Origin of the sequence: Arthrobacter sp. Soc17.1.1.1 (assembly GCF_036867195.1) — a bacterium.
Classification (GTDB): domain Bacteria; phylum Actinomycetota; class Actinomycetes; order Actinomycetales; family Micrococcaceae; genus Arthrobacter_D.
This window is the reverse complement of sequence record NZ_JBAJII010000004.1, coordinates 1-25424: the sequence shown is the minus strand read 5'-3', so window position 1 is coordinate 25424 and position 25424 is coordinate 1. Positions and strand designations below refer to the sequence as shown.

26 protein-coding genes are annotated in these 25424 nt (G+C 63.7%); 8 read left to right on the top strand and 18 right to left on the bottom strand.

Annotation, left to right across the window (positions count from 1 at the left end):
• The first annotated feature begins 165 nt into the window (after window positions 1-165).
• Complete coding sequence (locus V6S67_RS19290) at window positions 166-711, top strand: RNA polymerase sigma factor (protein WP_334211951.1); 546 nt, start codon at window positions 166-168, stop codon at window positions 709-711.
• Window positions 708-1817, top strand: a complete 1110-nt coding sequence (locus V6S67_RS19285; protein ID WP_334211950.1) for a CU044_5270 family protein — start codon at window positions 708-710, stop codon at window positions 1815-1817. The genes V6S67_RS19290 and V6S67_RS19285 overlap by 4 nt, the downstream gene beginning before the upstream one ends.
• A 65-nt stretch (window positions 1818-1882) precedes the next feature.
• On the opposite strand, the gene V6S67_RS19280 is transcribed toward V6S67_RS19285, so the two are convergent.
• From V6S67_RS19280 to V6S67_RS19225, 12 genes are read right to left on the bottom strand one after another with little or no spacing between them, the layout of a single operon-like run.
• Entirely contained in the window at window positions 1883-2260 is a 378-nt protein-coding gene (locus V6S67_RS19280; protein ID WP_334211949.1) for a DUF4913 domain-containing protein, read from the bottom strand.
• Entirely contained in the window at window positions 2257-3936 is a 1680-nt protein-coding gene (locus tag V6S67_RS19275; protein WP_334211948.1) for a type IV secretory system conjugative DNA transfer family protein, read from the bottom strand. The genes V6S67_RS19280 and V6S67_RS19275 overlap by 4 nt, the downstream gene beginning before the upstream one ends.
• A complete protein-coding gene (locus tag V6S67_RS19270) occupies window positions 3933-5474 on the bottom strand; it encodes a hypothetical protein (protein WP_334211947.1) in 1542 nt (513 codons plus the stop codon). Before V6S67_RS19270 ends, V6S67_RS19275 begins: the two co-directional genes overlap by 4 nt.
• Complete coding sequence (locus V6S67_RS19265) at window positions 5475-7007, bottom strand: SCO6880 family protein (protein WP_334211946.1); 1533 nt, start codon at window positions 7005-7007, stop codon at window positions 5475-5477.
• Window positions 7004-8797 (bottom strand): hypothetical protein, encoded by a 1794-nt coding sequence (locus tag V6S67_RS19260; protein ID WP_334211945.1) that lies wholly within the window; start codon window positions 8795-8797, stop codon window positions 7004-7006. Before V6S67_RS19260 ends, V6S67_RS19265 begins: the two co-directional genes overlap by 4 nt.
• Window positions 8779-9594, bottom strand: a complete 816-nt coding sequence (locus tag V6S67_RS19255) for a hypothetical protein (RefSeq protein ID WP_334211944.1) — start codon at window positions 9592-9594, stop codon at window positions 8779-8781. Before V6S67_RS19255 ends, V6S67_RS19260 begins: the two co-directional genes overlap by 19 nt.
• A gap of 44 nt (window positions 9595-9638) precedes the next feature.
• The gene (locus V6S67_RS19250; protein WP_334211943.1) at window positions 9639-9950 is read right to left on the bottom strand and encodes a hypothetical protein; all 312 of its coding nucleotides are present in this window, start codon (window positions 9948-9950) and stop codon (window positions 9639-9641) included.
• Window positions 9951-9965: 15 nt separating this feature from the next.
• Entirely contained in the window at window positions 9966-10574 is a 609-nt protein-coding gene (locus V6S67_RS19245) for a DUF6668 family protein (RefSeq protein WP_334211942.1), read from the bottom strand.
• Window positions 10571-11992 (bottom strand): MinD/ParA family ATP-binding protein, encoded by a 1422-nt coding sequence (locus V6S67_RS19240; protein ID WP_334211941.1) that lies wholly within the window; start codon window positions 11990-11992, stop codon window positions 10571-10573. The genes V6S67_RS19245 and V6S67_RS19240 overlap by 4 nt, the downstream gene beginning before the upstream one ends.
• Window positions 11992-13665 carry a hypothetical protein gene (locus V6S67_RS19235; RefSeq protein ID WP_334211940.1) on the bottom strand — a complete coding sequence of 558 codons (1674 nt, stop codon included), beginning with the start codon at window positions 13663-13665 and terminating at the stop codon, window positions 11992-11994. The genes V6S67_RS19240 and V6S67_RS19235 overlap by 1 nt, the downstream gene beginning before the upstream one ends.
• Window positions 13662-14303 (bottom strand): hypothetical protein, encoded by a 642-nt coding sequence (locus tag V6S67_RS19230; protein ID WP_334211939.1) that lies wholly within the window; start codon window positions 14301-14303, stop codon window positions 13662-13664. Before V6S67_RS19230 ends, V6S67_RS19235 begins: the two co-directional genes overlap by 4 nt.
• Window positions 14300-15304, bottom strand: coding sequence for a transglycosylase SLT domain-containing protein (locus V6S67_RS19225; protein ID WP_334211938.1), 1005 nt, complete (start codon window positions 15302-15304; stop codon window positions 14300-14302). The genes V6S67_RS19230 and V6S67_RS19225 overlap by 4 nt, the downstream gene beginning before the upstream one ends.
• A 291-nt stretch (window positions 15305-15595) precedes the next feature.
• Here V6S67_RS19225 and V6S67_RS20055 point away from each other — a divergent pair, with 291 nt between their 5' ends.
• Complete coding sequence (locus tag V6S67_RS20055) at window positions 15596-15928, top strand: helix-turn-helix domain-containing protein (RefSeq protein WP_442884938.1); 333 nt, start codon at window positions 15596-15598, stop codon at window positions 15926-15928.
• A gap of 161 nt (window positions 15929-16089) precedes the next feature.
• Here the strand turns inward: V6S67_RS20055 and V6S67_RS19220 are convergent, their stop codons facing one another.
• The 4 genes from V6S67_RS19220 to V6S67_RS19210 all read right to left on the bottom strand — a co-directional run bounded on the left by V6S67_RS19220 (window position 16090) and on the right by V6S67_RS19210 (window position 19149).
• Window positions 16090-16521 carry a hypothetical protein gene (locus tag V6S67_RS19220; protein ID WP_334211937.1) on the bottom strand — a complete coding sequence of 144 codons (432 nt, stop codon included), beginning with the start codon at window positions 16519-16521 and terminating at the stop codon, window positions 16090-16092.
• 2 nt (window positions 16522-16523) lie between these two features.
• Window positions 16524-17342 (bottom strand): alpha/beta hydrolase, encoded by an 819-nt coding sequence (locus V6S67_RS20050; RefSeq protein WP_442884950.1) that lies wholly within the window; start codon window positions 17340-17342, stop codon window positions 16524-16526.
• A gap of 335 nt (window positions 17343-17677) precedes the next feature.
• On the bottom strand, window positions 17678-18682 hold the full coding sequence (locus V6S67_RS19215) for a hypothetical protein (RefSeq protein ID WP_334211936.1): 1005 nt from the start codon (window positions 18680-18682) through the stop codon (window positions 17678-17680).
• Window positions 18679-19149, bottom strand: coding sequence for a hypothetical protein (locus tag V6S67_RS19210; RefSeq protein WP_334211935.1), 471 nt, complete (start codon window positions 19147-19149; stop codon window positions 18679-18681). The genes V6S67_RS19215 and V6S67_RS19210 overlap by 4 nt, the downstream gene beginning before the upstream one ends.
• 172 nt (window positions 19150-19321) lie before the next feature.
• Here V6S67_RS19210 and V6S67_RS19205 point away from each other — a divergent pair, with 172 nt between their 5' ends.
• From V6S67_RS19205 to V6S67_RS19195, 3 genes are all read left to right on the top strand, one after another.
• Window positions 19322-19558, top strand: a complete 237-nt coding sequence (locus V6S67_RS19205) for a hypothetical protein (protein WP_334211934.1) — start codon at window positions 19322-19324, stop codon at window positions 19556-19558.
• A 320-nt stretch (window positions 19559-19878) separates the two neighbouring features.
• Entirely contained in the window at window positions 19879-21594 is a 1716-nt protein-coding gene (locus V6S67_RS19200; RefSeq protein WP_334211933.1) for a hypothetical protein, read from the top strand.
• 40 nt (window positions 21595-21634) lie between these two features.
• Window positions 21635-23128: a PIN domain-containing protein gene (locus V6S67_RS19195; protein ID WP_334211932.1), complete on the top strand. Its 1494-nt coding sequence runs from the start codon at window positions 21635-21637 to the stop codon at window positions 23126-23128.
• A gap of 311 nt (window positions 23129-23439) precedes the next feature.
• Here V6S67_RS19195 and V6S67_RS19190 read toward each other — a convergent pair whose 3' ends face one another.
• Window positions 23440-23742: a hypothetical protein gene (locus V6S67_RS19190; protein ID WP_334211931.1), complete on the bottom strand. Its 303-nt coding sequence runs from the start codon at window positions 23740-23742 to the stop codon at window positions 23440-23442.
• Between the two features lie 62 nt (window positions 23743-23804).
• The gene (locus V6S67_RS19185) at window positions 23805-24005 is read right to left on the bottom strand and encodes a hypothetical protein (protein ID WP_334211930.1); all 201 of its coding nucleotides are present in this window, start codon (window positions 24003-24005) and stop codon (window positions 23805-23807) included.
• Between the two features lie 424 nt (window positions 24006-24429).
• On the opposite strand from V6S67_RS19185, the gene parA reads away from it, so the two are divergent.
• Both parA and V6S67_RS19175 read left to right on the top strand, forming a co-directional pair.
• Entirely contained in the window at window positions 24430-25074 is a 645-nt protein-coding gene (parA, locus tag V6S67_RS19180; protein WP_334211929.1) for a ParA family partition ATPase, read from the top strand.
• 67 nt (window positions 25075-25141) lie between these two features.
• Entirely contained in the window at window positions 25142-25294 is a 153-nt protein-coding gene (locus V6S67_RS19175; protein WP_334211928.1) for a hypothetical protein, read from the top strand.
• Window positions 25295-25424 lie beyond the last annotated feature (130 nt).

Below are 25424 nucleotides of genomic sequence, written 5' to 3'. Positions count from 1 at the left end.
ACCTCGAGCGCTCCTGCACTCACGTCGCAGTCGATTCCTCTTTCGAGAACCGATCTTTGAGACGATTTCCGTCGGCTGGACGTAACTCGATGGGCGAAGTCATCGTCTGACCATCAAGCGAATGGGGATCGATCCGATGCACGGATATTGGCAGTGGACGCACGGGTGAGCGACCTGGAGCCAATCGCGCGCGTGCAGCGAGGGGACCTGGAAGGATTACGTGTCCTCTTCCGCCGCCATCTGCCCATCGTCTACGGCGCGGCCTTCGTCGTCACCAGGAGCGAACCGGACGCCGAAGAGGCAGCACAGGACGCGTTCTTCCTCCTCTGGCAGAAGCGCAACGAAGTGACCATCGTCGGCGACTCAGTGCTGCCCTGGCTCATCATCACGGCGCGGTTCGAAGCATCGAATCGCCGGCGCGCAGCGAACAGGCGGCGAACGGTGCCACTGATCGAAGAACTCGACACTGGCGTGTCCGACAGCCCGGAAACGATCGTGCTGGCCGCAGAGCTGCAGCGACGTCTCACTGCGGCGATCGAGGATCTACCCTCCCTGGACCGAGACCTCATTACCTCCTGCTTGATCAATGGCAACAGTTACGAGGAAGCCGCTGCGTCTGCTGGCGTCACCCACGGCGCAGTACGCAACCGCCTCTCCCGAGCTCGACGGCAGCTTCGCATGCAAATGACCGCTGAGAGGAACGAAGCATGAACACCCCCACGGCACCCGCACCCATCCTGGACGAGCACTCAATGCGCCGAATGGAAGCTGCTCTCTTCGCCCGCATCGATGCCGCCGAAGCTAACACCCCGGGTCGCACCGAAAGCCACAACTCCGTCGCAGGGCGAGAAATCAGCTCTCCTCGATCCCGACGACGGTGGATCGGCGTTAGCTCAGTTGCAGCCGCAGCCCTTGCTGTCGCGCTCGTGCTCACGGACGTGGTCGGGTTCGCCGGTTGGCGCGGTGGCTCCGAGACTGCCGCGGCGGCCGTTCTGGAGCAGGCAGCTACCAGCGCAGTTCAGCTTTCCGATCCTGTCGTCGGCGATGGGGAGTACCTGCTGGTGGAAACCAAGGCAGTGAACATCAACTCCACAGATGGAACGTCCTTCCTTGCATTGACCACGGACCAGATGTACATCCCAGAAGATCGTGACGATGACTGGGTGTGGTTCCGCCCTGTCAGCCAGCCGTATGGGTCTTTTGGCCCGGAATCGCAGGCGGCGTCAGAGGCGAACTTCGCCGCGATCTACGCCGAGCACGGCGAGGATTACGTGGAGAAGCTCCGCGCACCCGCCGGCCGCTGGTACAGCGGCGACTCTCAGGTCTCCCCAGAAGCACTGTCCGACCTACCTCGGGACCCGCACCGCCTGTTGAACTACATCTACCGCACCACCCTCGGTTCCGGCCCGTCCCAAGACGGGGAAGCCCTGGTTTTCATCGCCGACAGGCTGCGGTCAGGAGTACTCCCCGCCGACGTGCGGGCATCGCTCTACCAAGCGGCAGCGCTCATTCCCGGCGTCGAGTTCGTCGAGGACCAGGCAACCCTCGATGGTCGCACCGGCACCGCGATCGGCAGGGTGGAAACAAACGGCAACTTTCGGCAGGACATCATCGTCGACCCCGACACGGGCCTATTCATCGGCGAGAGAAGAACCGAACTTACCGCCCAAGACGGGATTCCTGCCAACACGATCACCTCATGGACGTCGGTCACGACGACAGTAGTCCCAAACGCGCCGGCCGGAGGAACCCAAAATGGGTTCATGGACGATATGGGGTGCGTAACAACCAACGGCGGCTCCATCTGCCCACCGTGAGGCCAACCTGAGTTCGAGAAACATCAACGCGGACGTGTGACCAGCCGCTGTTCATGGTGACTTAGTTAGTCCCAGGACCAGTCGGTAGGGGGCGCTTCACACGCGAGTACCTTCCGGCTCGTCTTCGACTGGTGCGTGGTGCCACATTCGCCGAAGGGACCACGCTTGGCGAAAAGCACGGTCGCGTGACTGTCGAAGTGATCGACCCACCAGCCCGACATCCCGCCCTCCGCCTGAGCTTCCAACCACTTCTCGTGCAGCGCACGAAAGCGGCTGACGGCCTCGGGGTGATTCCACCACTGGGAACACCAGTGCTGGCCGCTGGAGCGGTCTACGGACTCCACTTCTGAAATGAACTCCTCGACCCATGCGACCAGGTCGGCCGGGGTGATGACCTCTGGGTCCTGTCCGGTCTCTTCGTGCGACGCCAGATCATCACTCATGAGGTTTTTCCTGTCTTGATGCGCTCGACCGTAGGGCCGATGGGGGTATTGATGGTCTTGTCGCGGAACCAGGGAATGGTGCGGACAATGGTGCCGCCTCCGTTGGAGGTCTTCACCCACGCCCGGTTCATGGGTAGTTCGGAGAGCTGGGAGACGGACATGATGTCGCGGCGCTGGGTCTGCACGGACCGGGAGGACCCGTTTTTCGACGTCGAGGAGCTGCGGACTTTCGCGTCGTACTGACCGATGACCTTGGACAGCGAGCCCAGGAACGCGTCGTCGTCGGACCCGCCGCCGTAGACCTTGATCGCGGCCGCGGACCATAGGGTGTCCCAGCCGGTGCGCTCGAGCATCGCCACGCCCTGCCCCTTGGTCTGGAAGTACGCGCTGACGACGATGCCCATGGACCCGAAGTAGGAATACCACTCGGGCAGCTGCTTGAGTTTGACGACGTTCCCGACCTCGTCCAGGTCAGCCACCAGCGGCACAGTCAGGCGTCCACCGGCGCGGCGGGCGGCCTGCTGCGCGGCGGTGAACACCGCGTAGACGAGGGTGGACACGAATGCGGCCCCGGAACCGGCGGCGTCCTGGGAGAGCAGGACCAGCGTGTCCTTGCCGGTGACGAACCGTGCCGGGTCGAACATCGGAACCCCCGGCGTCGGCGTCGACCATGCCACGAGCTCGTCGTGCACGAGGGCCGAGGCCATGCGCTGGGCACTGGCGGCGACGGACCCCCGCGTGTCCTCCGGCTGGTCACCCATGCCCTTCAACGCGGCAGCTGGGCCCGCATGGCCGGCGCGCTGGAGCAGACCGGCCGGTTCCAGGAAGTCGGCGCCGGACACCCAGTGCAGGACGTCCCTCATCGTGCCGTCGCTCTTGGCGGCCGCGAGCAGGCACCAGGACAGGAAGTCGCGGCCCTGCGAATCGAACTGCGCATCCCCGCGGCCCGACCCGGCGCTAGGAGCGGACGAGGTCTCGAAGATCGACGCGACTTCGCCGGCACTAATCGTGTCCGTGACGACCGAGAGCGGGTTGAAGATCATCGCGGGGCGGTGGCTGTCACGCCAGATCCGCTGCGGGTCGAACAACCACACCGTCCCGGTCTCAGAGCGGGCCGCCAGGACCTCGGCGACGCCGTCGACCTTGTTGCTGGTCATCAGGTACGCACCGGGCGCCTCGGTGGCATGACGGACGACCTGCGTCGTGGTCTTACCCCGCCCGGTGCCCCACACGTGCGCGGAGCACTCACGCCACCCCTGAATGACGGCCTTCGTGCCGGCGTCCCCGGTGTACCCGATGGTCAGGCCCGGGCCGATCCCCTCAGCATCAGGGTGCAGTCTGGCCGCCTCGACCAGCCGGGCGTCCTCCATGGCCGGACGCATCTTCCCGCCCGGACTCATCCGACGCGCTGCGCTACTGGTCCTCGAGGGAGTGCGAGTCCCCCACCACCCCAGCGCCACGAGGACGAGCAGTGCTTCGGCCCCGAGCAACCAGGTGGCCGCCGGCGGCCACGGCGTGCCCCGCATCAGGCCGATACCCAAGGCGATCGGATTCCACGGCAAGTCCACCGACACAGGCGTCAGAACCGCCCCAAGATGGATCAGGCCAACCGCGAGAGCGATCGCGCCCAGGACCCCAATGACTGTGGCACCCGAACCGTTCTCCTGATTGTTCATCGGTTCACCTTCTCCTGCGCAGCAGCCCATGCCTTGTTCGTGTTGTGGGCGCGGTGCTCCCCGGCGGTGAGGTTCACCCGGAACGGCACACCGGGCTCGTCCCCGGTTTTGAGCATGAACCGGCCCCGCCCGGGCGGGGGCGAAACCTGACCGGTGTTCGGGTTCATCGACCCTTCCGCCGACCACCCGACCAGCAAGGCTTTCTCCCGCTCGGAAACGGGGAACACCGTCTCGATAAGGCTCATCTCGTTCTGCGCGAGACCCCCAAGGATCTTCACGGAGGAGCGTTCCACGAATCCGGTGGCGATCTTCGTCAGCTCGTCCGTGGACAGCAGCAGGTCCTTCATGGAGTGCGTGATCATCAGCTGACCCAGCCCCTTGGTCCGGTTCAGGCGTGTCAGGGCGTCGATCTGGTGGACCAAAAGCTCACTGGCCCGCAGCGACTGCCACAGCTCGTCCATGATCATCAGATGATGGCGTTCCTCCATCAGCCCGGCATCGGCCATGGTCTTCGCAGCCGAGACACCGGCCTGCCCGTAGGACCAGCACACCGTCTGCACCGCGGCCCGGAGCATCAGCTGGGACTCGTCGATCATCGAGATGTCGAAGTCCACCGACTTGTCCATGAGCATTTCTTCGGTCGTCGGCTGGCAGAACACGTCCCCGAACGGGCCGTGCTCCCCGAGCGCGTTCAGGCCCGCCAGGAGGTTCTTCACCTGCGGCAGGTATTCCGTGGAGTCCTCGATGAGCAGCGCCGCCCGGATCTGCGGTGGGCCTTTCTTGATGACGTCGACGACGTCGCCGACCAGCGGCTGCCGGCCCTCGGCTTCGGCCTTCTCTGCTGCCATAGCGATCGCCATGGACAGGACGGTTTGCTCCTGCTTCTTCGCGTCCAGGGGCTCCTTGAACACCAGTTCGATGAGCCCGGAGAGCGTCATCAGCCGGCGACTGTGAATCTCGGCGCGCATCTGACGCTGCACGGGAGCCTCCAGGCCTCCGAGTCGGTTCCAGAGCGGTCCGGCGTCCAATGGGTTAATCGCTCCGACACCCGGGGCAACCCGGATGATCTGGCCATTGGTTTCCTTCACGACGCCGGCGAAGTCGGGTTTGAGGTCCCCGGCCACGAGGATCAGGAACCCCTGATCGATCAGGGCCAATGCCATGCGGACCGCGACCGAGGACTTCCCGCGCCCGTTCAGGCCCAGGATGAACCCGGACGGGGAGGAGATGATGCCTCGCAGGAACAGACTGATCGGGTCCCCGCACACCACGGACCCGTTGAGGAGGTTCCGGCCGAGGATCGCCCCGACCAGCGGCGAGGATGTGCCGACGCAGAACGGCCAGAGGCCGGCGGTCTGGTTCGAGGTGGCCGTGAACTCCGGCGGCGGTTCCACCCACGTCACCATGCCCCCGTCACGGACCTTGATGCCCTTGTCGGTGAGCTGCGGGAAGGACGCGGCGGCCGCCGTCGTCGCCGCCGCGGATTTGCCGAAGAACTTGTCGCTGACCTTGTCGACCAGCTGATCGAAGACAGACATCTACAGGGCCTTTCTCACGCTGGCGGAAATAGTGGCGACATTCTCTGGGATGAGCCCCAAGCCGAGGTTGAACGCGAACGCCGCATCGTCGTTGTAGTCACACCCACGCACCCGCATCTGGATCCCGCTGGAGGCGTTGCGCATGATGGACGCCTCCACCTGAGGCAGCTGCTCCGGGGTGTGGACGGTCGCGGTAATCCCGATCGCAAACCGCACCAACGCCGCACCTTCGGCCTGCTCCCGCTCGGCTTTGCGGGCCTTCTCGAGAGCGATGATCTGCGAGCTGGTCGGACGGCGTCCCTTCTGGTTCGTGGCGAACTGCGCATTGGTCAACGCCTCCTGCACCTGCACCGCTGACTTCTCCGGCGCCTGCGGCCGGTAGAACACGGTCACCCGCTTCTGCACCATGCTCGAATCCGGGCTCAACAGCGCCACCAGCGCGTTCTCCCGGAACGTCCCGGCCGGCGGCCGGAACATCTGCCAGGACTTCGACACGACACCGGCGTGCTCGTACTGACCCGGGAACCCGACCGTCCGTGCCGAGGCCGGACCGACCTCATGCCACGTCAACCCTGTACCGGTACCGGTCAGACGGGCCCGTTCCACCGCGGCCGCGCCCAGCGGGTTGTAGGCCACATAGGTCTGATCCGTCAGGTCCGCGGCCTTCATCAGCGCCACACTGCCCGCACCTGCTGACTCCAGTTCCTCGATGAACCCTTGCAGCAGGGACTTCACATCGGACACCAGCTCATCGGCGGTGCGCTCCGGCGCCCGGCCCTGATCACTGGCCTTGCCGCTGAACGTCAGCGATACCCACTGCTCGAGCTTGGGGACATTGTGGTTGAGGTTGTGCACCACGTCGTCCATGACCTCACGAGCGAACGAGGGAACCTCGTGGTTACCGGCCTGCTGGCGGGCCACGGCCACCGCGTCCGGGAGACGTTCGCCGGGGTCATTGGTCGACTGGGTGGTCACCGCAATCTGCTCCACCCGGGCGTTCGATCCGGCGTCACGCTGGAACGCCGCCCACGACCCGACCAGGCGGTTCACCCGGTCCTGATCGAGCAACCCCAGACCGGAAGAGTTGGTGGAAAAGAACACGGTCCCGGTTTTCAGCCGTGGGTGCCACAGCATGACACCCTCGTTCCCGAACAGGTCCTGGAAGTCGATCAGCTCCGTTGCGGCAAGCAGACCCGGTGCCCGGAATGAGCCGTCCGGGATCTGCGATACCGGCCCGGCCTTGTACGTGGTGGCGCCCGCCGTCTTGCCCTTGGTGTGCATGGAACGGGCGATCCACCGCTCGGGCTTGGAACGGCCATACCGATCCTTAGACCCGAGCACCGCGGCCACGGCTAACGCGAGAACGGAGAGCCCGATAGCCACCCAAATCTGCGACATCATGATCGCGATGAACACGCCCACTGCCCCGACACCCAGGACAGCGGTCGAGGCCATGGTGAACCCCATCAGCCCCGCCGTCTTGTCCTCGGCGATGTTGCCGTACTGCCGGACAACCTGCTGATCAGTGCTCATACGTCATTCCCGCTTTCCATTCCGCGTTCCATGTCTTTCGCCGCGTCCCGCAATGCGAACTCGATGCGCTGTCGATTAAGCGCCGACTTATCTGCCGACTTTTCCGCCCCACCAGGGGCGCCGTCCCGGTACCCCTGTGCAGTTGGTGACTCGCTGCCCGCGCCCGTTGGTGCCTGCGGTCCGTCGCCGTCCGGTACGGCAGATCCCGTCGAAGAAGCATTTGACCCAGCTGACGGTTCAGCACCAGCCGGACCGCCTCCTGACCCGTTGGACCCTCCATCACCTGAGACCGTTCCCGGGTCGCCCTCCGTCTGAGCAGGTGCCCCCGAGCTAGCTGTCTGCCGCTCCGCACCTGCTGGTCCGCCTGCGCCTCCACCAGACTCGGCACCAGCACCTCCACCAGCTCCTCCACTGTTGTTGCTGTCCGCTCCGGTCTCCGTGGCCCCCGGTGCGCCGGATCGCTGGGCTTGCTGCTCTGCGCCCGTCGGTCCACCGGTAGAACCACCAGCACTTCCGGTTCCTCCGGTGCTGCCACCAGAACCAGCACCACCATCAGCTCCGGCCCCACCGCTCGAGGCAGCGCCACCGCTGGTCCCGTCGCCCCCGCCGGGACCAGCACCACCAGGTCCGCCAGTTCCGCCGGTCAGGGCAGACGCGCTGCTCGTCCCGTCGGCACTTGCGGCCCCCGTTGTTCCGGCAGCGCTTGCGGTTCCAGCCGCTTCGGTTGCCGCTGCGGCGCCGGCAGTGCCTGCGGTCCCAGCCGCCTCACTTGCCGCTGCGGCGCCGGCAGTGCCTGCGGTCCCAGCTCCTCCTGCGGTCCCGGCGGCGGCCATACCCGCCGCCCCGACGCCGGCAGTGACCGCGCCGAGCGCCACTGCTCCGCCGAGCATCGCGAGCCCTGACGCACCCATCCCTTGCGGTCCCGCGCTGACCGCCGGAACGAGGACCTTCGCCAGGGCAGGCATCGCAACGGAGGCGCTGAGGATCACCACGAGGCCCGTGATCAGGCTGATCATCGTGTTCCCCAGCTCGTTCTCCGCTGTGCCGTTGATGCCCTTGAGCAACGCGAGACCCGCCCCGTAGAGGATCGCCGCGGCAGGCTTGAACAGCACCACGGCGGCAAGCCACGCCACTGCCTTGTCGAAGGACTTCCGGCCGCGCTCGGTCTGCGAAGCAGCGGCGAAGATCGGCAGGACCCCACATAGGGCGATCGCCATACCGTAGGAAAAGATCACGATGAACGCGTTCAGGACTGCCCCCAACAGGGCCAAAGGAACGATGACCAAAATGACGCCAGCGAGTTGCAACGTCATCTCACCACCCGCGATAGCCTCCAGCCCCATAGCCTGCCCAAGCCCGTCCTCCTGCGCGGACCCGGAAATGGTTGTGACCAACCACGGTGCGAGCTCATCAGTCGCAGCGAACAGCAACGCCACCATGGGAACCGTGATCGCCGTCGTCAGAACGGTGCGGACCATTCCCATCACCAGGTTCTCCGCCGAGCTGCGGTCCTGATCACGGGCAACCTTAATCAGCGCAAACGCAGTACCGAGGACACCCGCGACACCGACGAAAAGCACCGTCGACGTCTGAATCCGCTCGGTTGCGGAGCCCTCGCCCATCTCGGGCGCCCCAATCTTCAACCACCACGTCCCGACGAAGTTCAAAATCTCCGTCAGAATCTGGATGACCCACCCCGCGAGAAAAGTAATGAGCTTCTCAATCGCGTCCCCAGCAGCCGTTTCCAGGAAGTTTCCTACCACTACCCCAATCAAGATCTGGGTCCCCACTCAATGTAGGGCTGCCCTTGGTACCGGGCCCATGTGTTGAAGTCATTGCCGGACGCCGGGTCGAGCTTCCAGTCTCCGTCTTCCCAGACCAGGTCAACCTGAGCAACAAGCGTCTGGTCGACTCCATTTGAATCCGCTGCCGAGTAGATCAGTAGATGAGACGCCGTGTCGGCGTCATAGTTGTTCTGGATGTAGCCGATCAAATTCAGCCGTGTGATGGGCGTAGGATCTTCGCTCTGCTCGATTCCATCCCGAATACGCTGCGCTCTTTCCCCCAGAAGGACCCGATTCGGTCCTTCCGCTACCGCCGCTTCAAGATCGGGTGCTGCTTCCTCGCTGACCGAGGGATCAAGTGCGACCACATAGGTGGCCGCTGCCATCAGTGCACCGGCTTCGGTGTGTGAGTATCCGACCCGGAGGGTTGAAGGCTGCTTCTGGCAGCCTCCGAACTCCGAGAACGGGACGACGTTGTAGCCGGCGGCTACCCACTCCTCGACCACAGGAGCGGAATCGGCGACGGAAGTGTCATCGTCGCTGAGGTCCGCCTGGCAGTCCCACGCGGTATCAGCCTCCACCACGGCGGGTCCTGTCGTGGTGGAAGGTGTGGGCTCTGCCGCACCGGGAGCCTGACTGGTCGGGCTCGTCGGTGCGGCAGAGTCATCAGCGTTGTTGTCGAAGAAGAAGGTCCGTATGCCCCAGGCTGCGAGGCCCACCACTACGAGGATCAGCAGCATGACAGCAGCACCGAACCATGCGGGGCGGCCGGTAGGTCCGTCGGTAGTGTCCTGTGTACTCATCGTCTGTCCTTTGTCTCGTTGCGGGTGGGTCAGTCAGGTATGGATCAGGCTGCGGTGACAGCGGTCCAGATCGCCCCGGACGAGCCGATCAGGAGTGCTCCGATCATCGGCCAGAGCGGTGCCTCGACCGATTCCCCATTGCGGCGTGCTTTACCGGCCTGCACCAGGCCGAAGATGAAGTAGACGAACAGCAGTGCGGTGGCGCCCCAGAGGACCCAGCCCATGACCGTGGTGAGACCTTCGGTGCCGGGAGGCTGCGTCGGGGTGTAGGTCTGGGCCGTGATCGTGCCCTCCGTGGAGGGAGTGAAGGCGTTGATGGTGGTGATGGTGTGTGCTGCCAGAGTGTTTCCGAACATGATGGTTTCCTTCTCTCAGTGCCCGGTGTGGGCGATCTTTTCGATTTTCCGGAGCACGCTCTTGAGGCGCGTGCCGGAAGCTTGTGGGGTTGCGCCGACTTCACGCCAGGACGCCTCATAAGGGACGGTCATGGCGACGGGGAACATGCGGGCGACGCCGCGCGCGAAGTCCAGGGTCGGCTTTGTCAGCCGGTTTTTCGGCCGGTCGTGGACGATGACCAGGCCGACCAGCTCATAGGCGAGCTGCCCGGACGCTGATTTGCGGGCCAGCTGCTGTGCGGCCTCGAGGGAGGACCCGCTGGTCGAACACACCAGCAAGGCACGCCCCGCCCAGGTTGGTTGCTGGTCGGACTCGTCCACGACGTTCTCCGAGCACATGCCCGCAAGGGTGGTGGTCCCGACGCCACCGGAGGCACCAACCAACCACAGCGTCGCGGTGGTCACCACGACTGATGCCGCAGGTTCGGTTTCCTCGACAGGTTCCTCGGCCAGGATCTGCTGGATGTTCTGCGGACCGCGCAGCGACTCACGGTGCCCGAGGATCGGGTCATTGTCGATCGGGTCCTCTTCCGGTGCTCTTTCCGGTTCGGTGATGAACGGGTTGCCCTTGGTCGTCACGCTCACAGCTCCTCCGCGATCAGAGCGGCAGCACGGAGCCAGGCACGGCGGGTCCGCGGGAGCATCGCAGAGAACCGGATACGGCCCTCGACCAGGGACGGGTCATAGGGCACCGTGGCGACAGCCTTCACGAACGGGCGGAAGGACTCGGCCAGTGCGTCCAGCTTCGCCTTGCCATGCGCGGGCGTGCACCCGAGGACGATCACCACTGCGCGGTCCGCCAACGCCTGCGCGTGCTCGTCCCCGGCCCGTAGTGCGCTGAGGATCCTGGATGCGCCCTCGGCTGCGTCATCGACGGACTTCACCGGGATCACGACCTGATCGGTGTGACTGATCATCGCCTCCCAGTTGTCCCCGCGCTCGGTGTTCCCGGAGTCCTTGACGATCAGCCGGTAATACTTCGCAGCCACGGCATACAGGCGGTGGACCTCGGCGCCGGTGACCTCATGACGGGCCTTGGCACCCGAACGGTCATCGGAGCGGAGCACGTCGTACTGGTCGGCGGGCTGGTGGTGGACGTAGGACGCCAGGTCACCGGTGCGGGCCCCTGCGGTCATGAAGTAGTCCGTCTGCCCGAGGAGGTCGACCACGGTTGCTTCGTGGCCGGCATCGTAGGTCCGCCAGCCGAGTGAGCCCAGTGAGTTGTTGTTGTCCCAGGCGAGGACACCGGACCCGCCGAGCCGGGCGAACACCGCTGACAGGCAGATCACCGTCGGCGTCTTACCTGCGCCGCCCTTGGGGTTCAGGACCGTGATCGTCCGGGGCCCCGCCCAGTGCTGGGACACCGTCTTTTCGTCCTTGCGCTGGTCCAGCTCATCGGCGGACGGGGCGAGTTTCATCCCGACGTGGTTCAGCAGTCCACGCATCCCGAGCTGCGCCGGAGACGCCGTATCGGGCCGATCCACGAACGACGGCATCGAGGACCGGCGCGTCGGCAGGACTTCTACAGTCGTGACCTCATCCTTCTCGGCCGGTGCTGCCACTGGTGCCTGCTGCACGACGTCCGCAGGTGCCTGCGCCGTGTCCGTCTCTGCATCCGTATCCGGTTCAAGGACCGCCACCGCTGTCTTCGGTGCAGGTGATTCCGTCACCGGCTCGGTAGGTGCCGCAGGCGCTGGTCGTGGCTCAGGCACAGCCAACATCGCCGGTGCAGCCTCGGGCGTAAGGGTCTGCTGCTCATCCGGGGTTGTGGTGGCGGCCTGCTCGACGACGGCTCCATCGGCCTGCACGAGGACCGTCCGAGCTCCGGCCGGGTCCTCGATGTGCAGTTCGACGCTGGTAGTCGCGTCCGCAGCAAGGCTGGTCGCGGTTGTCATCACGGAACGCCGCGCTTCCGTCACCGTGGAGTAATCCGCGTGGGTCTTGTGTCCTTCCACGTCCAGGTCGAGGGCTCCGGTCTGATCGATCACAGCGGTCATTTTCATCAGGGGTTCTCCTTTGAGGGAACAGCGGAAGTGGAGGCAGGATCAGGGGTATTTGTCGCCGCAGGAGTCGGCGCCATGGTGGGTTTCGTGGTTGAGGTCGGTGAAGCGGTCGGACGGGGCCCGGTGTCCGCCAGCGCGTACAGAGAGTTGGGTGCGTCTCCGGTGGGTGATCCGGTGGCACGGGTGATCGCTTTCCCGTCCGCGGTGATGAGGTCCGGGACGGAGGCCTGCGTGGAGTCGGTGGTGTTCTCGACCTCGCCCTGGGGATTGATGCGTGACTGTTCGCCGCCGGTGTTGACCCAGGCGTACCCGGCCGAGAGCTTGCCTGCGCCGGGGAGCCGGTGAGCTTCTGCGGCGGAGACGTCGATGAGGACGGACCCGGCCAGCATCAAACCGTTCTCCCGGTCCAGCTGAATCCCGGACGCTGAGACGTCCCCGCCCTCGAAAGTCACGAGTGCGGCCTGCGTCACCTCCGTGGCATCCGAGGCGGTCCCGAGATCGTAGAAGCCGATGCTCACTCCGGCGCTTGCCCCGTCCCCGTTCTTCCAGGCGGCCACCACGCGACCGTCGATGGATCCGAGGACGCTGATCAGTTCCGCACCCTTTGCCGGGGACGGCAGTGTTGCCGGGGAGGGCAGGGCGGCGGAGTCCGTGGTGATCCGCCAGATCCTGCCGGCTTGCAGGTCCGCGGTCACCAGGTCCGCGCCGAGGGCTTCGATTGGTTCGGCGGCCGCGGGGACGACCCGGGATACGGTGCTGCCGTCGGCGGCGACGATCAGGGTCTGCTTGGTCCGGAGGTCCACCCGGGGCGCTGTCCCGCCGTCGAGCACGATCGTCCCGTTGGTGGGCACGTCGACCCGGATCGGGTCGGCCCCGTCCCCGAACATGACCAGCTCACGCGCGGTCGACGCCGCGACCCGGGACTGCCCGTCGAGAGTGAAGACCGCTACCTGGCTGACCGTGAACGGTGCGGTGCGGGTCCACCGCTCCACCCCCGTTTCCGGGTCGTGTGCGGTCAGGGTTGACCCGTCCACGCTCACCGGTTGCCCAGAGGGGTCCAGGATCGCCCGGACCGTGGAGGACTGCATCGGTGCCGTCCACGTCGCGTAGGTGTCCCACCCGGCAGGAGCCGGAACCGGGAGCTGCGCCGGGGGCGGCGTGTAGATGGTGGCGGCCGGTGTCGCTTCGGGATCTTGCAGGACGTATGCCCCGCATACCCCGACGGTCACGACGAAGACCCCGGCACTGCCCCACATCATCAGCTTCCGGCGGCGTGCCTGCGGACGCCGTACGCCACCACGGGCGGCGGTCGCTCCGCTTGAGGTACGACGACGGCCAAGACGCCCGCTCCTGCGGGCACTGGTCTGTTCGTGGATGGTTCCCTGGCCGCTAGTGAGCGTCGTGGCGGGGTCGGTGGAACGCTCTTCCAGAGTGCCGAACTCGGTGTCGACGATCATCTCGTACACCTCGCCGTCCGCGGTGTGGCCCTGTACCCGGCAGGCTTTCAAGCCCAACCGGCGGCATGCCTCCGACGCGGCATCGGCCGCGACGTCGGCCGGGGATGCATCCCCGAGGACCGGGTAGGTGAGGATGTCACCGTTGGCGTCGGCGACGATTTCGCCTTCCCCGATGGTCAGGACGATCACCGGCCATGGATGTACGGCGTGGCTCATCGCTGACCCCCGACCGCTGCGGTCAGGTCCCGGGTCTGGTGCCCGACGACGTCCCACTGGCCGTCCACCTTCTCGAGGTAGAGGGTGACCTGCCGCTGACCGGTGCCCTCGAGCGGTGTGTCGTCGCGGGCGACCCACCGCCAGGTCACGTCGAGGACCCGGATCGCCTTGTCGTCGGCGACGTCCTGCGCGGCGTCACCGATCGCGGGAACGGCCCGGGGAACGCTGTAGGCGGCGTGTTCGGCTGGTTCCAGCCAGTCACCGTTGCTCGCGTTCCGTTCCGGCTCGACCTGGTTCGCCGCCCACTCCTCGCTCATCAAAGGTGTTGCACGGACCGCGGCCGCCGTCTCCGTGCGGTCCACCGTCGTATCCCAGGAGTGCAGCATCAGGGCCGCGACCCGGGCGGTCGAGTCGACGTCGGACCGGTCAGCGTCCTCAGGCGAGACGAATGTGTCCCCGCCCAGGATCTCCTCGGCCGGGGTCGACGTGGAGGAGCCTTCGGAGGTGGTCGTCGGCGCGGAAATCGGCGCGACGTCGTCGTTGGAGGCGGGAGCGTTAGCGCCGCAGCTGGTCAGGACGACCATCGAGACGGCGAGAACTGCGGCCCGGTATCCGTGTGTGTGTGAGCGGAGGGTCATTGCACCCACGCTCCTTTCTCTTTCAGGATCGGCTCGGGGTCGATGTTGAAGTTGTTGTAGGGGTAGGCCGCGTCCGGTGACTCGGGACTGTAAATCTCGAAGTGCAGATGCGTGGCCACCTGCCCGAGTCCTGCCGTGTTGCCTTCGATGCCGATGACATCGCCGCGTTCCAGGACGTCTCCGACTTTCACGTTGTTGGAGTTGAGGTGGCAGAAGGCGAACTTGAACGCCGGTTCTCCCTCCTCGATGACCTTGGCGATGACGCAGCCGTCAACAGGGAGGAAGCCTGTGACCTGGATTTCGGTCGGTGCGATGACCTTGCCGCCGCTGCCGTAGCCGGAGCCCGGAGTGGATAGGTCAACTCCGACGTGGTCCTGCGCCCAGGCGGGAAGGCCCGGGATGTTCCGGTGCCCGTAGCCGGAGGTGAACACGCCGCCGGGCAGTGGGGTCGTCCACTCGCCGTCTCCGAGGTCCCCGTCCCACGCCACTGCCCCAGTCGGGGCTGCGCAGTCGGTCGTGAACTCGTTTTGCCCGGTGTTCAGGATCTTCTCGATGTACTGCTGGGTTTCCGTGAACGGCGGAACGCCCTTCGCGTCCTGCACGGCACCGGGGCCCGCGTTGTAGGCCGCGAGGGTGAGCTTCACCAGAAGATCCGCATCGTCGCCGGCCAGGGATTGCACCTGATCTTTCAGTGCAGCCATGTAGCGGCCGTACGCGGGGATCGCGTCCTCAGCCGAGAACGGGTCACCCCCGTCCCCGTACATCGCCCACGTGCCGGGCATGAACTGTGCGATGCCCTGAGCACCTGCGGAACTCCGTGCACCTTCGTTCCAGCCTGATTCCTGCTTCAACTGCGCCGCAACAACACTGACCGGTAGGCCAGCGGTCTTCGCCGCAGCCTCCACCAAAGGACCCCAACCGTTAGGAATCGTCGGGGTCGACGCCAGTGTTCCGGTGTCCGTGATCGAACATGTATCGGTGCGTTCCTCGGTCTGCGTCAAGACTGCAATCGCTCCGACCCCCAACAGAGGAAGGCCGGCGAGGATCGGAACCAGTACAGCCAGTGCGACGACCGGAGCCGAGCCGCGCTTCTCATCGTCGCTCAGGAACCATTCCCCCTCATCGTTGTTTGGCTTGGTGGCACGCAGTGCTCTGACGGACCGATTAAGAGGCGCTGTCTACCGGGTTAGCTCGAGCCCTGACCTTCTACGTTTCGAGCTTAGCGCATAGTTTAAGTATGCGCTAAGCTCGCCGTGTGTTCGTTTCTGAGGCGGTGCGGCAAGATATATTCCATGCCCCGATACGTCCGTCCATACGCGTCCTCCGCAATCGAGGCAGCTATTGACGCGTTCGGCGGCAACCACGCGAAGGTGGCGGTCTTGGGGTACTTAGCAAAGCATGGGCCCTCTACGGCTGCAGAAGTAGCGGAAGGTACCGGGCTCGGCCGCCCGACGGTGAAAGCGCACCTTTACCAGTTTGCTGACTCTGGTGTTGTTGTTGCTGATCCGGCTCGGACAATGCCCGTCGAGGACCGAACTGGCCAGCGGGTCAGGTACACCGTCGTGAGTGACACAGTGCAGAGCCACCTTGACGCCTTGAAGTCTGCGTTGGGCTTGCCAGACTAGGTCGTCATTGACGAGCTCGCCCTTGCAAGGATCAGGCGCTCTTACATGACTCACTATCAGTTCCCAGGGGTGGCTCCGAAGCAGTAGTGGACACTACTGCCACAACGAGCCTAGCGCCCTTCGACGATCGTTCCAAACATGTTCAGAACGTAGGGTGCTAGCTAGTATTTTTTGGAGTCATCGAGCAGAGCTGCAATCGCATCGAGAGTGTCGTTATCTACCTCCGCCAGCGTCCGGGTTGCGAACTCCTTGACCTTCGCTCGCCGCATCGCGGCCAGCAACTCCAGCTCATGTTGGATCCGTTCGGGAACCTCACCATCGGCCTTAAGAAGGTAATCCGAATCGACTTGAAAGAAGTCGGCCAGGGCCACGATGACCTCGGAAGGCTGCTTCACGGTGGAGTCCCCCACCTTCAGGTGATGCCACCGGGTCCGAGACAGTTTCACGCCGCGCTCTGCAAGGCTGGCGGCGATGTCGTTGAACTCGAACTGCTTGCCTTCAGAGGTCACAATCACATCCAGCAGCAGGTCGATCTTCCTGCTGAGGATCTGAGATTCCCTCAGGTTTCGTTGTGCGGTGCTTTCAGTGGCCACGTCTACTTCCCCTCCAAAGTGTGAACGAGTGTCCTCTTGTCCTGCGTAAGACCGATGGAACGGCACCAGTCCTGTACTGCCTGCGTCCACTCTTCGAAATCACTATTCCACTCCAGCGTGTGATGAGCGTGATCGAACTCGACGTATGAAACGCTCGTGGCATTTCTTGCTGCGTACCTGCGGGATAACTCCACCGGCACTGACTTGTCGGCGGACCCATGGAGGACAAGCGTGGGAAAAGTCGGATCGCTGTCGGATGACGCTCCCGGCAATCGCCGAAGGCCGATTCTGGGGGACGACGGCCATCGGAAGAGATCGAATGCTGCCACTGTCCAGGCACGGAGCCACGTAGGCAGGTGCCACTGTCGAAGTGCGCTGTCGATAATGGCCGCCCAATCCAGCGCGGGCGATACGAGTACCGCGCCCACAGTCGGAAGTGCAGTTACCTCACGAGCGGCACGAAGGACGATGGATGCACCCAGGGACCATCCGACAAAAAGGACTCCCGATGCGCCGCAGCTGGCTGCGTAGGTAACGGCAGCTGCTACGTCACGCCACTCGGTAGTCCCCAGGGCGCTTCGATGCCCTGCCTGACGGCCGAGGTCGAGAGAGGTGCTGTAGGTGGGTACAAGAGACGTGAAGCCGAGTTGCTCGAAAACGCCAATCGCCCGAAGGCATTGTTGCCGAGAGCTCCCCAGGCCGTGCACGTGGATCACCCACACACCATGTGAAGGGACTCCGGGAGATACCTCCCAGGCCGGCCGTCCGTTGATGTCGACGTCCTCGTACACCAAGCCAAAGTCCAGCGGAGTCTCGCCCATAAATCCGGAGAGCTGTCCGCATCGATCGTTCGCAACCCGACAAGTGTTCCCTCGCATCACGTACCTCCGGGTGAAAGTCCCGAGGACCGGTGCGTCCAAAGCGATCAAAGGTCCACCTGACGCAGCCCGAATACTCAGTTGACCCGGGTGATCAGCGAACGATCCGCAGGTGAACTCGAGGTACTCGCCCCGGTCGTCCTCCCCATGGCCCACTACCTCCACAAGCCGACGCTGAGCCCTCGCATCGGTGACAACCCTCCGCACGTACCAGGGCAGCACCGCGAGGAGGCCGACAACAGCCGTCGACATCGACATCACACCGATCATCGGCCGCCTCATTTGGTTGCCCGTCCGTGGCGCAGGCACAGCGTTTCTGCGCGCTCCAAGGTTTCACGCTGGGCAGGTGTGAGTTTGAGGTCAGAGCTGCTTTCCACGTTCAACCAATCATGAATTTCAATGACGAGTCGATGGACTGTTTCCAGGCTCCGCCTTCCACTGCGACCCTCATGTTGCACGTCCTGAGACGTTGTCCCGACCAAGCTCACAGTCGGCGACTTTGCTACGGTCGTGAGCCATACGTTCCGAATACCCGGTTCAATCCGAGCCAGTTTTCGTCGTAAAGAGACGGACGTGACGAGCCGTCCAACGGGCGGGATGGCCAACCCGATACACAGCAGTAGAACCGTTATCAGGTACAGGAGGTCGTAGATGGGCCCCGCGGCGGACAGAAACCCAGCCGCGCCAAGGACATTGGCAACGTCCATGGCAATCACTGTTGAACATAGTGCCAGCGCTGAGAAGCAGCCGGCCCCTATGATGCTGAAACCCACTCGAAAGCGCGGTCGCCGCATCCTCGGGACGTTCTGAACACAAGTGATGAGCGTCCCGCTCATCACAGAGAAGATGTAGATGTACTGCACGGCGGAGTATGCGGCGGCCGCGACCTGGTTCCCGTAATCGCGCATGAAGGTTGGTGACGCTACCGGATCCTCAATGAGAGAGAAGCTGACGACCATCAGGACGGCCGTGGCTTGCGCCGCGCCGCGCATCCAGATCGTTCCCCTCTCTCGCAGGGCCGCTACGCGGGTTGCTCCTCGAGTGATGGCGCTAGAGAGGTAGTAGATGCCCGTGATCAATAACAGGTTCGCCACAAGGTCGAGTGCGTTAGCCCAGGGCAGCTGCGCGTTCACCCAAAGGTAAACCTGGTCGATATTCGTCGTCAGAGACGCGGCGATAAGTCCAGCTGCACGCAGCATGGAGTTATCGGGCCGCCTCCGTGCGCGCAAGGCAAGGATGAGAACGAGTACCCACATGAACACGGCTACGGCGACGGTAATCATTCGAAGTAGTCCTCATAACTGAGGATCTCTTTGCTTGATGTTCGCAAAGCAGAAGCGAGCAGATCCGCCAGGTGCTCGGCCGTGGCTTCAAGGTCCGACCGGAAGTCGCCACGAGCAAGGGCTTTGGCCACCACTTCACCAGACAGCTGCTGGAACACCTTAATTCCCTGCCAGGTCGCACCGTCGACTTCATCATGACGGAGGATCATGTGTGAAATCTCGTGCAAGATCATCTGCTGCCTGTGCAGCGGACCGCGCGTCACCGAATGGTAGACAACGTCGACGTTCTCGCGGGGGATCCACAACCCGCAGATCTTCTTGCCGGTCAGCTTCGCTGTTTCCACGATGACGATCCGCCGGCCGCGGGTACGCTCTACGTGCGCGATCAGCAGCGCCAGAGTCAGGTGCGTCGGAAGGCCCAGCTGCAGAAACGCATCCATCGCAAGAGAGCGCAGTCGGTCATCCATGCATCTCCTCAAGCCGTAATGGAGTCTCCAGTCTAGTTCGGAACATGTTCCAATCGTGTAGCGTTAGAGTCACATTTTTGTCAGGCAGCTGAAGGAGCTTCACGTGGTGCGCGACACGCCTACCCATGGCTTGTTCCCACGGCAGCTAAAGCCTAGGGCTAGAGTGACTTCTATGGGAAAGACACTGAGGAGACCTCGCGGCGCTGCGCTCAACATGACGCAGGTCAACTACAAGGTGCCCAACGACTGCAAGGCCAAGCTGGAGAACGTGTCTCAACAGCTTGGAGTCAGTGCCGCTGAAGGCCTGGAGTTGATTCTCAAGCACCTCGAACTCAATGACGACGGGCTGCCCCCCTGGGCCGACCGAGACATCATTCCGGAGGCGCTGCACATGGCGAAAGCCAGTTAAACGACGAAGGCCCGCTTAGCGCGGGCCTTCATCCAAGTTTTCGAGCTTCACACCGTCATATCCGCCAAGATCCTCGGTGAGAAGCTCCGCAGCCACTGCTTTCGCTGTGCCTGTTTGCTACTACGAGAAAGATTCTACTACACGTGCTGGAAGCTCCTCTAGTCGTTCACGCCTCGCCACGCCGCAACGATTCACACGCCGACGATGCGTGGGTTCTGGCGCCCCTCATCGCAGGCCAGCAGTTCTACCGCCTTGGACGGTGGAAGGACGGCCGGTTCCAGTACCCGCGGCCCACTGCTCCCCGGCCGATCACCAAGACGGTGCCTGCACAGCCTGCAGCAGTCATGCTGCACGACGTCGATGGCACCGTCCGCACACTTGTCCTCGACCTCGACACCTCTAAGGCCCGGAAGTCGGTCGTCGACGACGACGCCCGGCGCCTCGGAAAGATCCTGCACGCAGCCGGCCTCGCCTACGTCGAGGATGAGTCCCCCAGTGGCGGCCGCCACCTGTACGTGCCGCTGCAGGAGCCGATGACGGCGGCCGAGGCCCGTCAGCTGGTCGAAGCCCTCGGACGCCGGGCGGTCAGCCTTGATCCGAGCCCGCACCAGAACGTCGTCCACGGCTGCATCCGCGTCCCCGGATCCGCCCACAAGTCCGGCGGCCACCAACGCCTCGTTACGCCACTTACGGATGCTTACGGGATCTTTACCCGCCGCAACCCCGTCAGCGCGGTAGTAGCCCTGCGCACGGCTTTGGCTCCGGAGTTGTATCGCCTCGAGCAGCAACGCCGCACCCAGGCACGCACAGAAGCGGCGACAGCAGCCGTCCACACGATGGCCAAGAGCTCCGCAGCACCCTCGGTACCGTCGGCAGGGAACGAGCGGCCGCTGCGCTCCGTGGCCCGCACTGGGCTGTACGACACCAGCCGGTACGCCAGCGACTCCGAGGCCCGCATGGCGGTCCTGAACCACTTCGCCGCCTGCCACTGGAGCCTCGACCAGGTCCAGGCCGGCATGAACGGGCAATACGCCGGTCTCGCCGCCCTCTACGGGGCCAAGACCGACCGGCTCCTGCCCCTGGAATGGGCCAAAGCCCAGGCCTTCACCGCCACCCGGACACCTGCGAAAAGCCCCTTCCCGCGCACCGGGACGAAGACTGCGCACAAATACGACACAAGCCCTACTTTGCTCACGGGGGGCAGCCCTACAGCCGCTCCTTCACCGGGATTCCCGGCAAGCTCGTCTTCGATCCATCAGCTCGTGAACGACCTCGAGAATGTCCTCTACGCGAGCCTCGACTACCGGCTGATGGAACGAGGCAGAGAAGGTATCCACCTCCGCTTCCTGATCCGTGCGGTGCTGGCGTACATGCGGACCATGGAAACGAACATCCTCGACGTCGGCTGTCGCACCTTCGCCCTCGCCCTTGGCAAGAGCCACGCCACGATCGCACGGCTCCTGCCGGTCCTCGAGCACGCATCAGCAGGGATCCTCACCCGCATCGACCGGGGCCGCGGGAAGAACGCCGACACGTACGCCGTGCAGCTCCCCGAACACTTCCAGCAGCTCGCCCGCGAGCTCACCTGGCGCAAGGGCAAGATCCACGCCATTCGGCCCGTGTTCCGGGTCCTCGGCGATGTCTCAGCCCTTGCCTACGAGGCGATCGAGCGTGGGCACCGCTCCCCCACCACCGCCGAGCTCACCCGCACTACCGGGATCTCACGCCGGGCCCTCACCGACCATCTGGCCGGCATGGAGGCGTTGGGCATGATTCGCCGGCACCACGGCCGCTGGGAGATCGTGGCCACCACGAATCTCGCCCAGCTCGCGGACCGGCTCGGTGCCACCGAGGACCGGGAGGCTCAGCTCACCCGCTACCGCAAGGAACGCGCCGCCTGGCACGCCTGGCTCGACCGGCACCTGGTCCCCCAGCTCGAGGAGCACGAGCTCTACGACGTGGAAGCGGACGAATACTGGCAGCCACCGATCGAGGACGAGTACGAGCATCAACGCGCGCTATGGGCCGCAGCCTGATCCAAGGTTTTGCTGCCTCAGATTGAGGAATACTGATCTTGTGATCGTCATCGTCCCTGATACAAATATCCTGTTCAACTCTCCCTTGCTGGATGCTGGCCCGTGGAAATCACTAGGCGACCACCGAGAGGAATGGGCGATTCAGATCGCCGTCCCAGACGTTGTCGAGATGGAAACCATCCGTAAGGTTCGAGAAAAATGGACCCAAGAGTGCAAGCCGTTCGAGGACGCGCGTCTGGGAAAGTTTGGCTTACAGGATGACGTGACGGCGATTACTAAAGCGATCAAGGCTCGTATCGACAGCTACGAAGCCGACCTGATGAGAAGGTTCACCGAACTCGGAGCCGAAGTCGTCTCACCGTCGGCAGTGGATCATCTTGAAATCGCAAATCGTGCTGCCTATGGAATTGCTCCCTACCAACACAGAACAAGAGACGGCTACAGAGACACGGTGATCTGGCTCACTGTCATGTCTATAGCCGAGGAGAACCCGGACGCCGAAGTGTGGTTTGTCAGCGACAACCACAAAGACTTCGGCCCTATCCCGCCGAACTGGACCGGGGATAACCAAGGAAGTCACAACGACTGCCCCATCCTCTTTCATTCTCACCTTCGAAAGGACCTGGACGCTCGAGGGCTGGTGCAGCGGGTGAAATATGTGACCAGCCTGCAGACTTTGGAACAACACCTTGCTGCACTTCACGGACCCATCTCCGACGATGAGATGACTGCTCTCATCTCAGAGCTGGACGGGCCCGCACTGTCATTCCTCCTGGAGGAGCAGATGAACGGTCAGGAGATCTCTCCGTCCCAAGCAGCGCTGTCCCTGAACGCGGTCTCCGCTTCGATAGCGAACGCTGATTCCACCGGCTACACCTGGCACTACTCAGATCCTGCACGACGTGGCCAAGGCCGATGGACAGCAAACTTTGAGATCACTGTCGACGCAACTATTCAGACAAGGACGCACAGTGGGGATGCCGTGCTGGTATCAAAGCCCCTGAAGACCGGGGGACGAATCACTTTCAATCAGTCGTCAAAGGTCGAGAGTCTTGAACTTTTCACTATTGAGTCGCTGCCAAGCGATCCAAACAGATCCCTATGGACAGAGGAGGCGCGACGCCAGCGCATGGTTTCCCTGGCCTACCTCAATCTGTTCGACTTCCCCGGGCCGCTGCCCGAGATCGACACCTCATCTTGGCTACCTGGTATCAAGTGGTCCGATTTTTTGAAGTCTCACTTCGATACAGCAGGGATGCTTCCGGGGTTCGATCTTTCGGGCTTCGTGCCCCCCATCGACGTAAGAGGGATGTTCGGTGGCGTTGACTTATCAGACGTCGCGGCGACCCCGGGAGTCGCGAACCTCATCCGGGCAGCAGGTGCGCTAACACAGGCAGAGCAATCCTCGTCCGAGCATGATTCAGGCGTGGAGAAGTCGGCGGACTCACCGCTGGACTTGCAATCCATCACAAACGTAAACCCAGGCGAAGACTCCCCTGGGTTCCAGAATCGTCAAAAGAAAGATGACCAATGAGTTGGAGACGCTACTGAAGCTTTGAGCCTCCTGCACCCAGGTGCACGGCACAAGCCCCCCACGCTTCGCTGCTTGTCCCGCGCACAGGGGCACAGCAGGAACCACCCTGACCGCCTGCACACCCCCACCACCGTCAGCGACACCGGATACCTCACCTCGGAGTGAGCGGCGGGCGTGCACAGCCTCCGCGGGCGCGCTCGGGGTATAGAACACCAACAGAGCCGGTGCTCTGCGCAGATGGAGGACCACGGAACACCGGCTGCCGCGCTACGGAGGTCACGCCGGTTCCGGCGGTGGTCGTCCGGTCAGGGTCACTCGCCGGGGAGGTTTTTGACGGGAATCTCGCGCCGGGTGCATTGGTCCGGGCGCACCCACGCTGTGCGGGCCCGGGAGAACTCGATCCACTGCGCGTACACGGCCTCTTTGGTCCATGCCATGGCGAAGCCCTTCACGGTCTGCTGCTGCCCGTCCGGGTACTCCAGCTCCACCCACAGGGCCGGCGCCTTTGTGGGCTCCGTGACCGGTGTGCTGGGTGGGGGGAGCTGGAGTGGGGGTTCGAAACGGTCCGCGCTCGGCGGGATGCCATGCCAACCGGGGCGAGGAACGGGGGTCATCGGCACATCGTAGCGGTCTCCCCCGACACCAGGCTCCGACCACTCCCCCGGTGAGTAAGTGGTCAGTCGGTCAAGGGGTGACCGTACGGGTAATCAACCCACGCACCCGGGGTGCCGTCCGTACCGGCAACCGCGTCGGCACCATGCCGGGTAGACCAGAAATCAGCCGGGTACCGGCCATGCATCAGCGCCGTGCTGAGATTGACGTCGTGCTGCACCTCGCCGTCCCGGTAGCGGACGTCATAGACGATCCACGTGCCCACACGTTTCCTGCGCAGGATGAGCGAACGATGCTCCCTCTTCACCTGCGTCGCACGGACGTGGACTGGTAACTCCACAGCCTGACCCGGGCCGGCCCCAGTCCCCTCGGCGGAACCCATCTCCTACGAGGCCCGATCCGCGTGAATGGCGATCAGCCGCTGGCCCTCCGGCACCCGGGACAGCATCAGAGCTTTCGCCTCCTCGTAGGACGAGCCCTCAGCGCTCACCTGATCCACCTCATCGCCCCGAATAACACCCGTAACAACCATCAGATCAGCCTAACGGCGTGCAGTACTGCCCCGGCCTAACCGGTGATGCAGCTTCCAACCCGCTCAGCCCAAACCCTTAGGCGTTGTGATACTCATTTACTCATGAGAGTATGTGAGTAAATGAGTATCTGAGTAAATGAGTGAAGGAAGGTTGCCGTTGAAAGTCATCGCCGTACTGAACCAGAAGGGTGGCGCCGGGAAGACAACCCTGGCCACGCATCTAGCCCGAGGACTTCAGCTCTCGGGGCAATCTACCCTCCTCGTCGACTCCGACCCTCAGGGAAGTGCCCGTGACTGGGCCGCAGTTCGCGAGGATCACCCGCTAACCGTCCTCGGGATCGATCGACCCACCATTGACAAGGACATCAAAGCCCTGGCCAAGGTGGACTACGTCGTTATCGACGGAGCCCCGCAAGCTGCCGACCTCGCCGTATCCGCCGTGAAAGCAGCTGACGTCATCCTGATCCCCGTCCAGCCTTCGCCCTACGACATATGGGCCACCTCGGACCTCGTGGACTTAGTGAAGCGTCGCATCGAGATTACGGACGGCAAGTTGCGCGCAGCTTTCGTAGTCTCGCGCGCAATCGCTGGCACGAACATCGGCAAGGACATCGCCCAGGTTCTTGAAGGCTACGAGCTGCCCGTTCTCACTAGTCGCATCCACCAGCGTGTTGACTACCCCGGAACGGCAGCTACCGGCAGCACCGTCTTGGAAATGTACCCAAAGTCTGAAGCAGCCAAGGAAGTCCTCGAACTGATCGCCGAAGTTGAGCAGTTCACCAACGCGGAAATGAGTATTTGAGTAAATGAGTAGCCTTGGAAATCTCGGCCCAGGCCGTCCCAGCGCAACCAAGAGCAGGGACAAGCTCATGAAGTCCCTCGAGGACGAAGAGCCCACCCGCCGCGTGAACTTCGAACTTGCCTCGACTAAGCACCAGAAGTTGCGCATCCAAGCAGCAAAACGCGGCATGTCCATCAAAGACTTCCTCACTGCGTACATCGACTCACTCCCTGATGAGTAAATGAGTGAATGAGTGAATGAGTACCAGGCTCATCTGTGCCGTTGGTCCAGGGTTACCGGCACGACGGAGCGAAGGGCGGCCCTCAGTGCTATCGGTGATCTGCCGATCTTGAGATGGGAAGCTTGAGTAT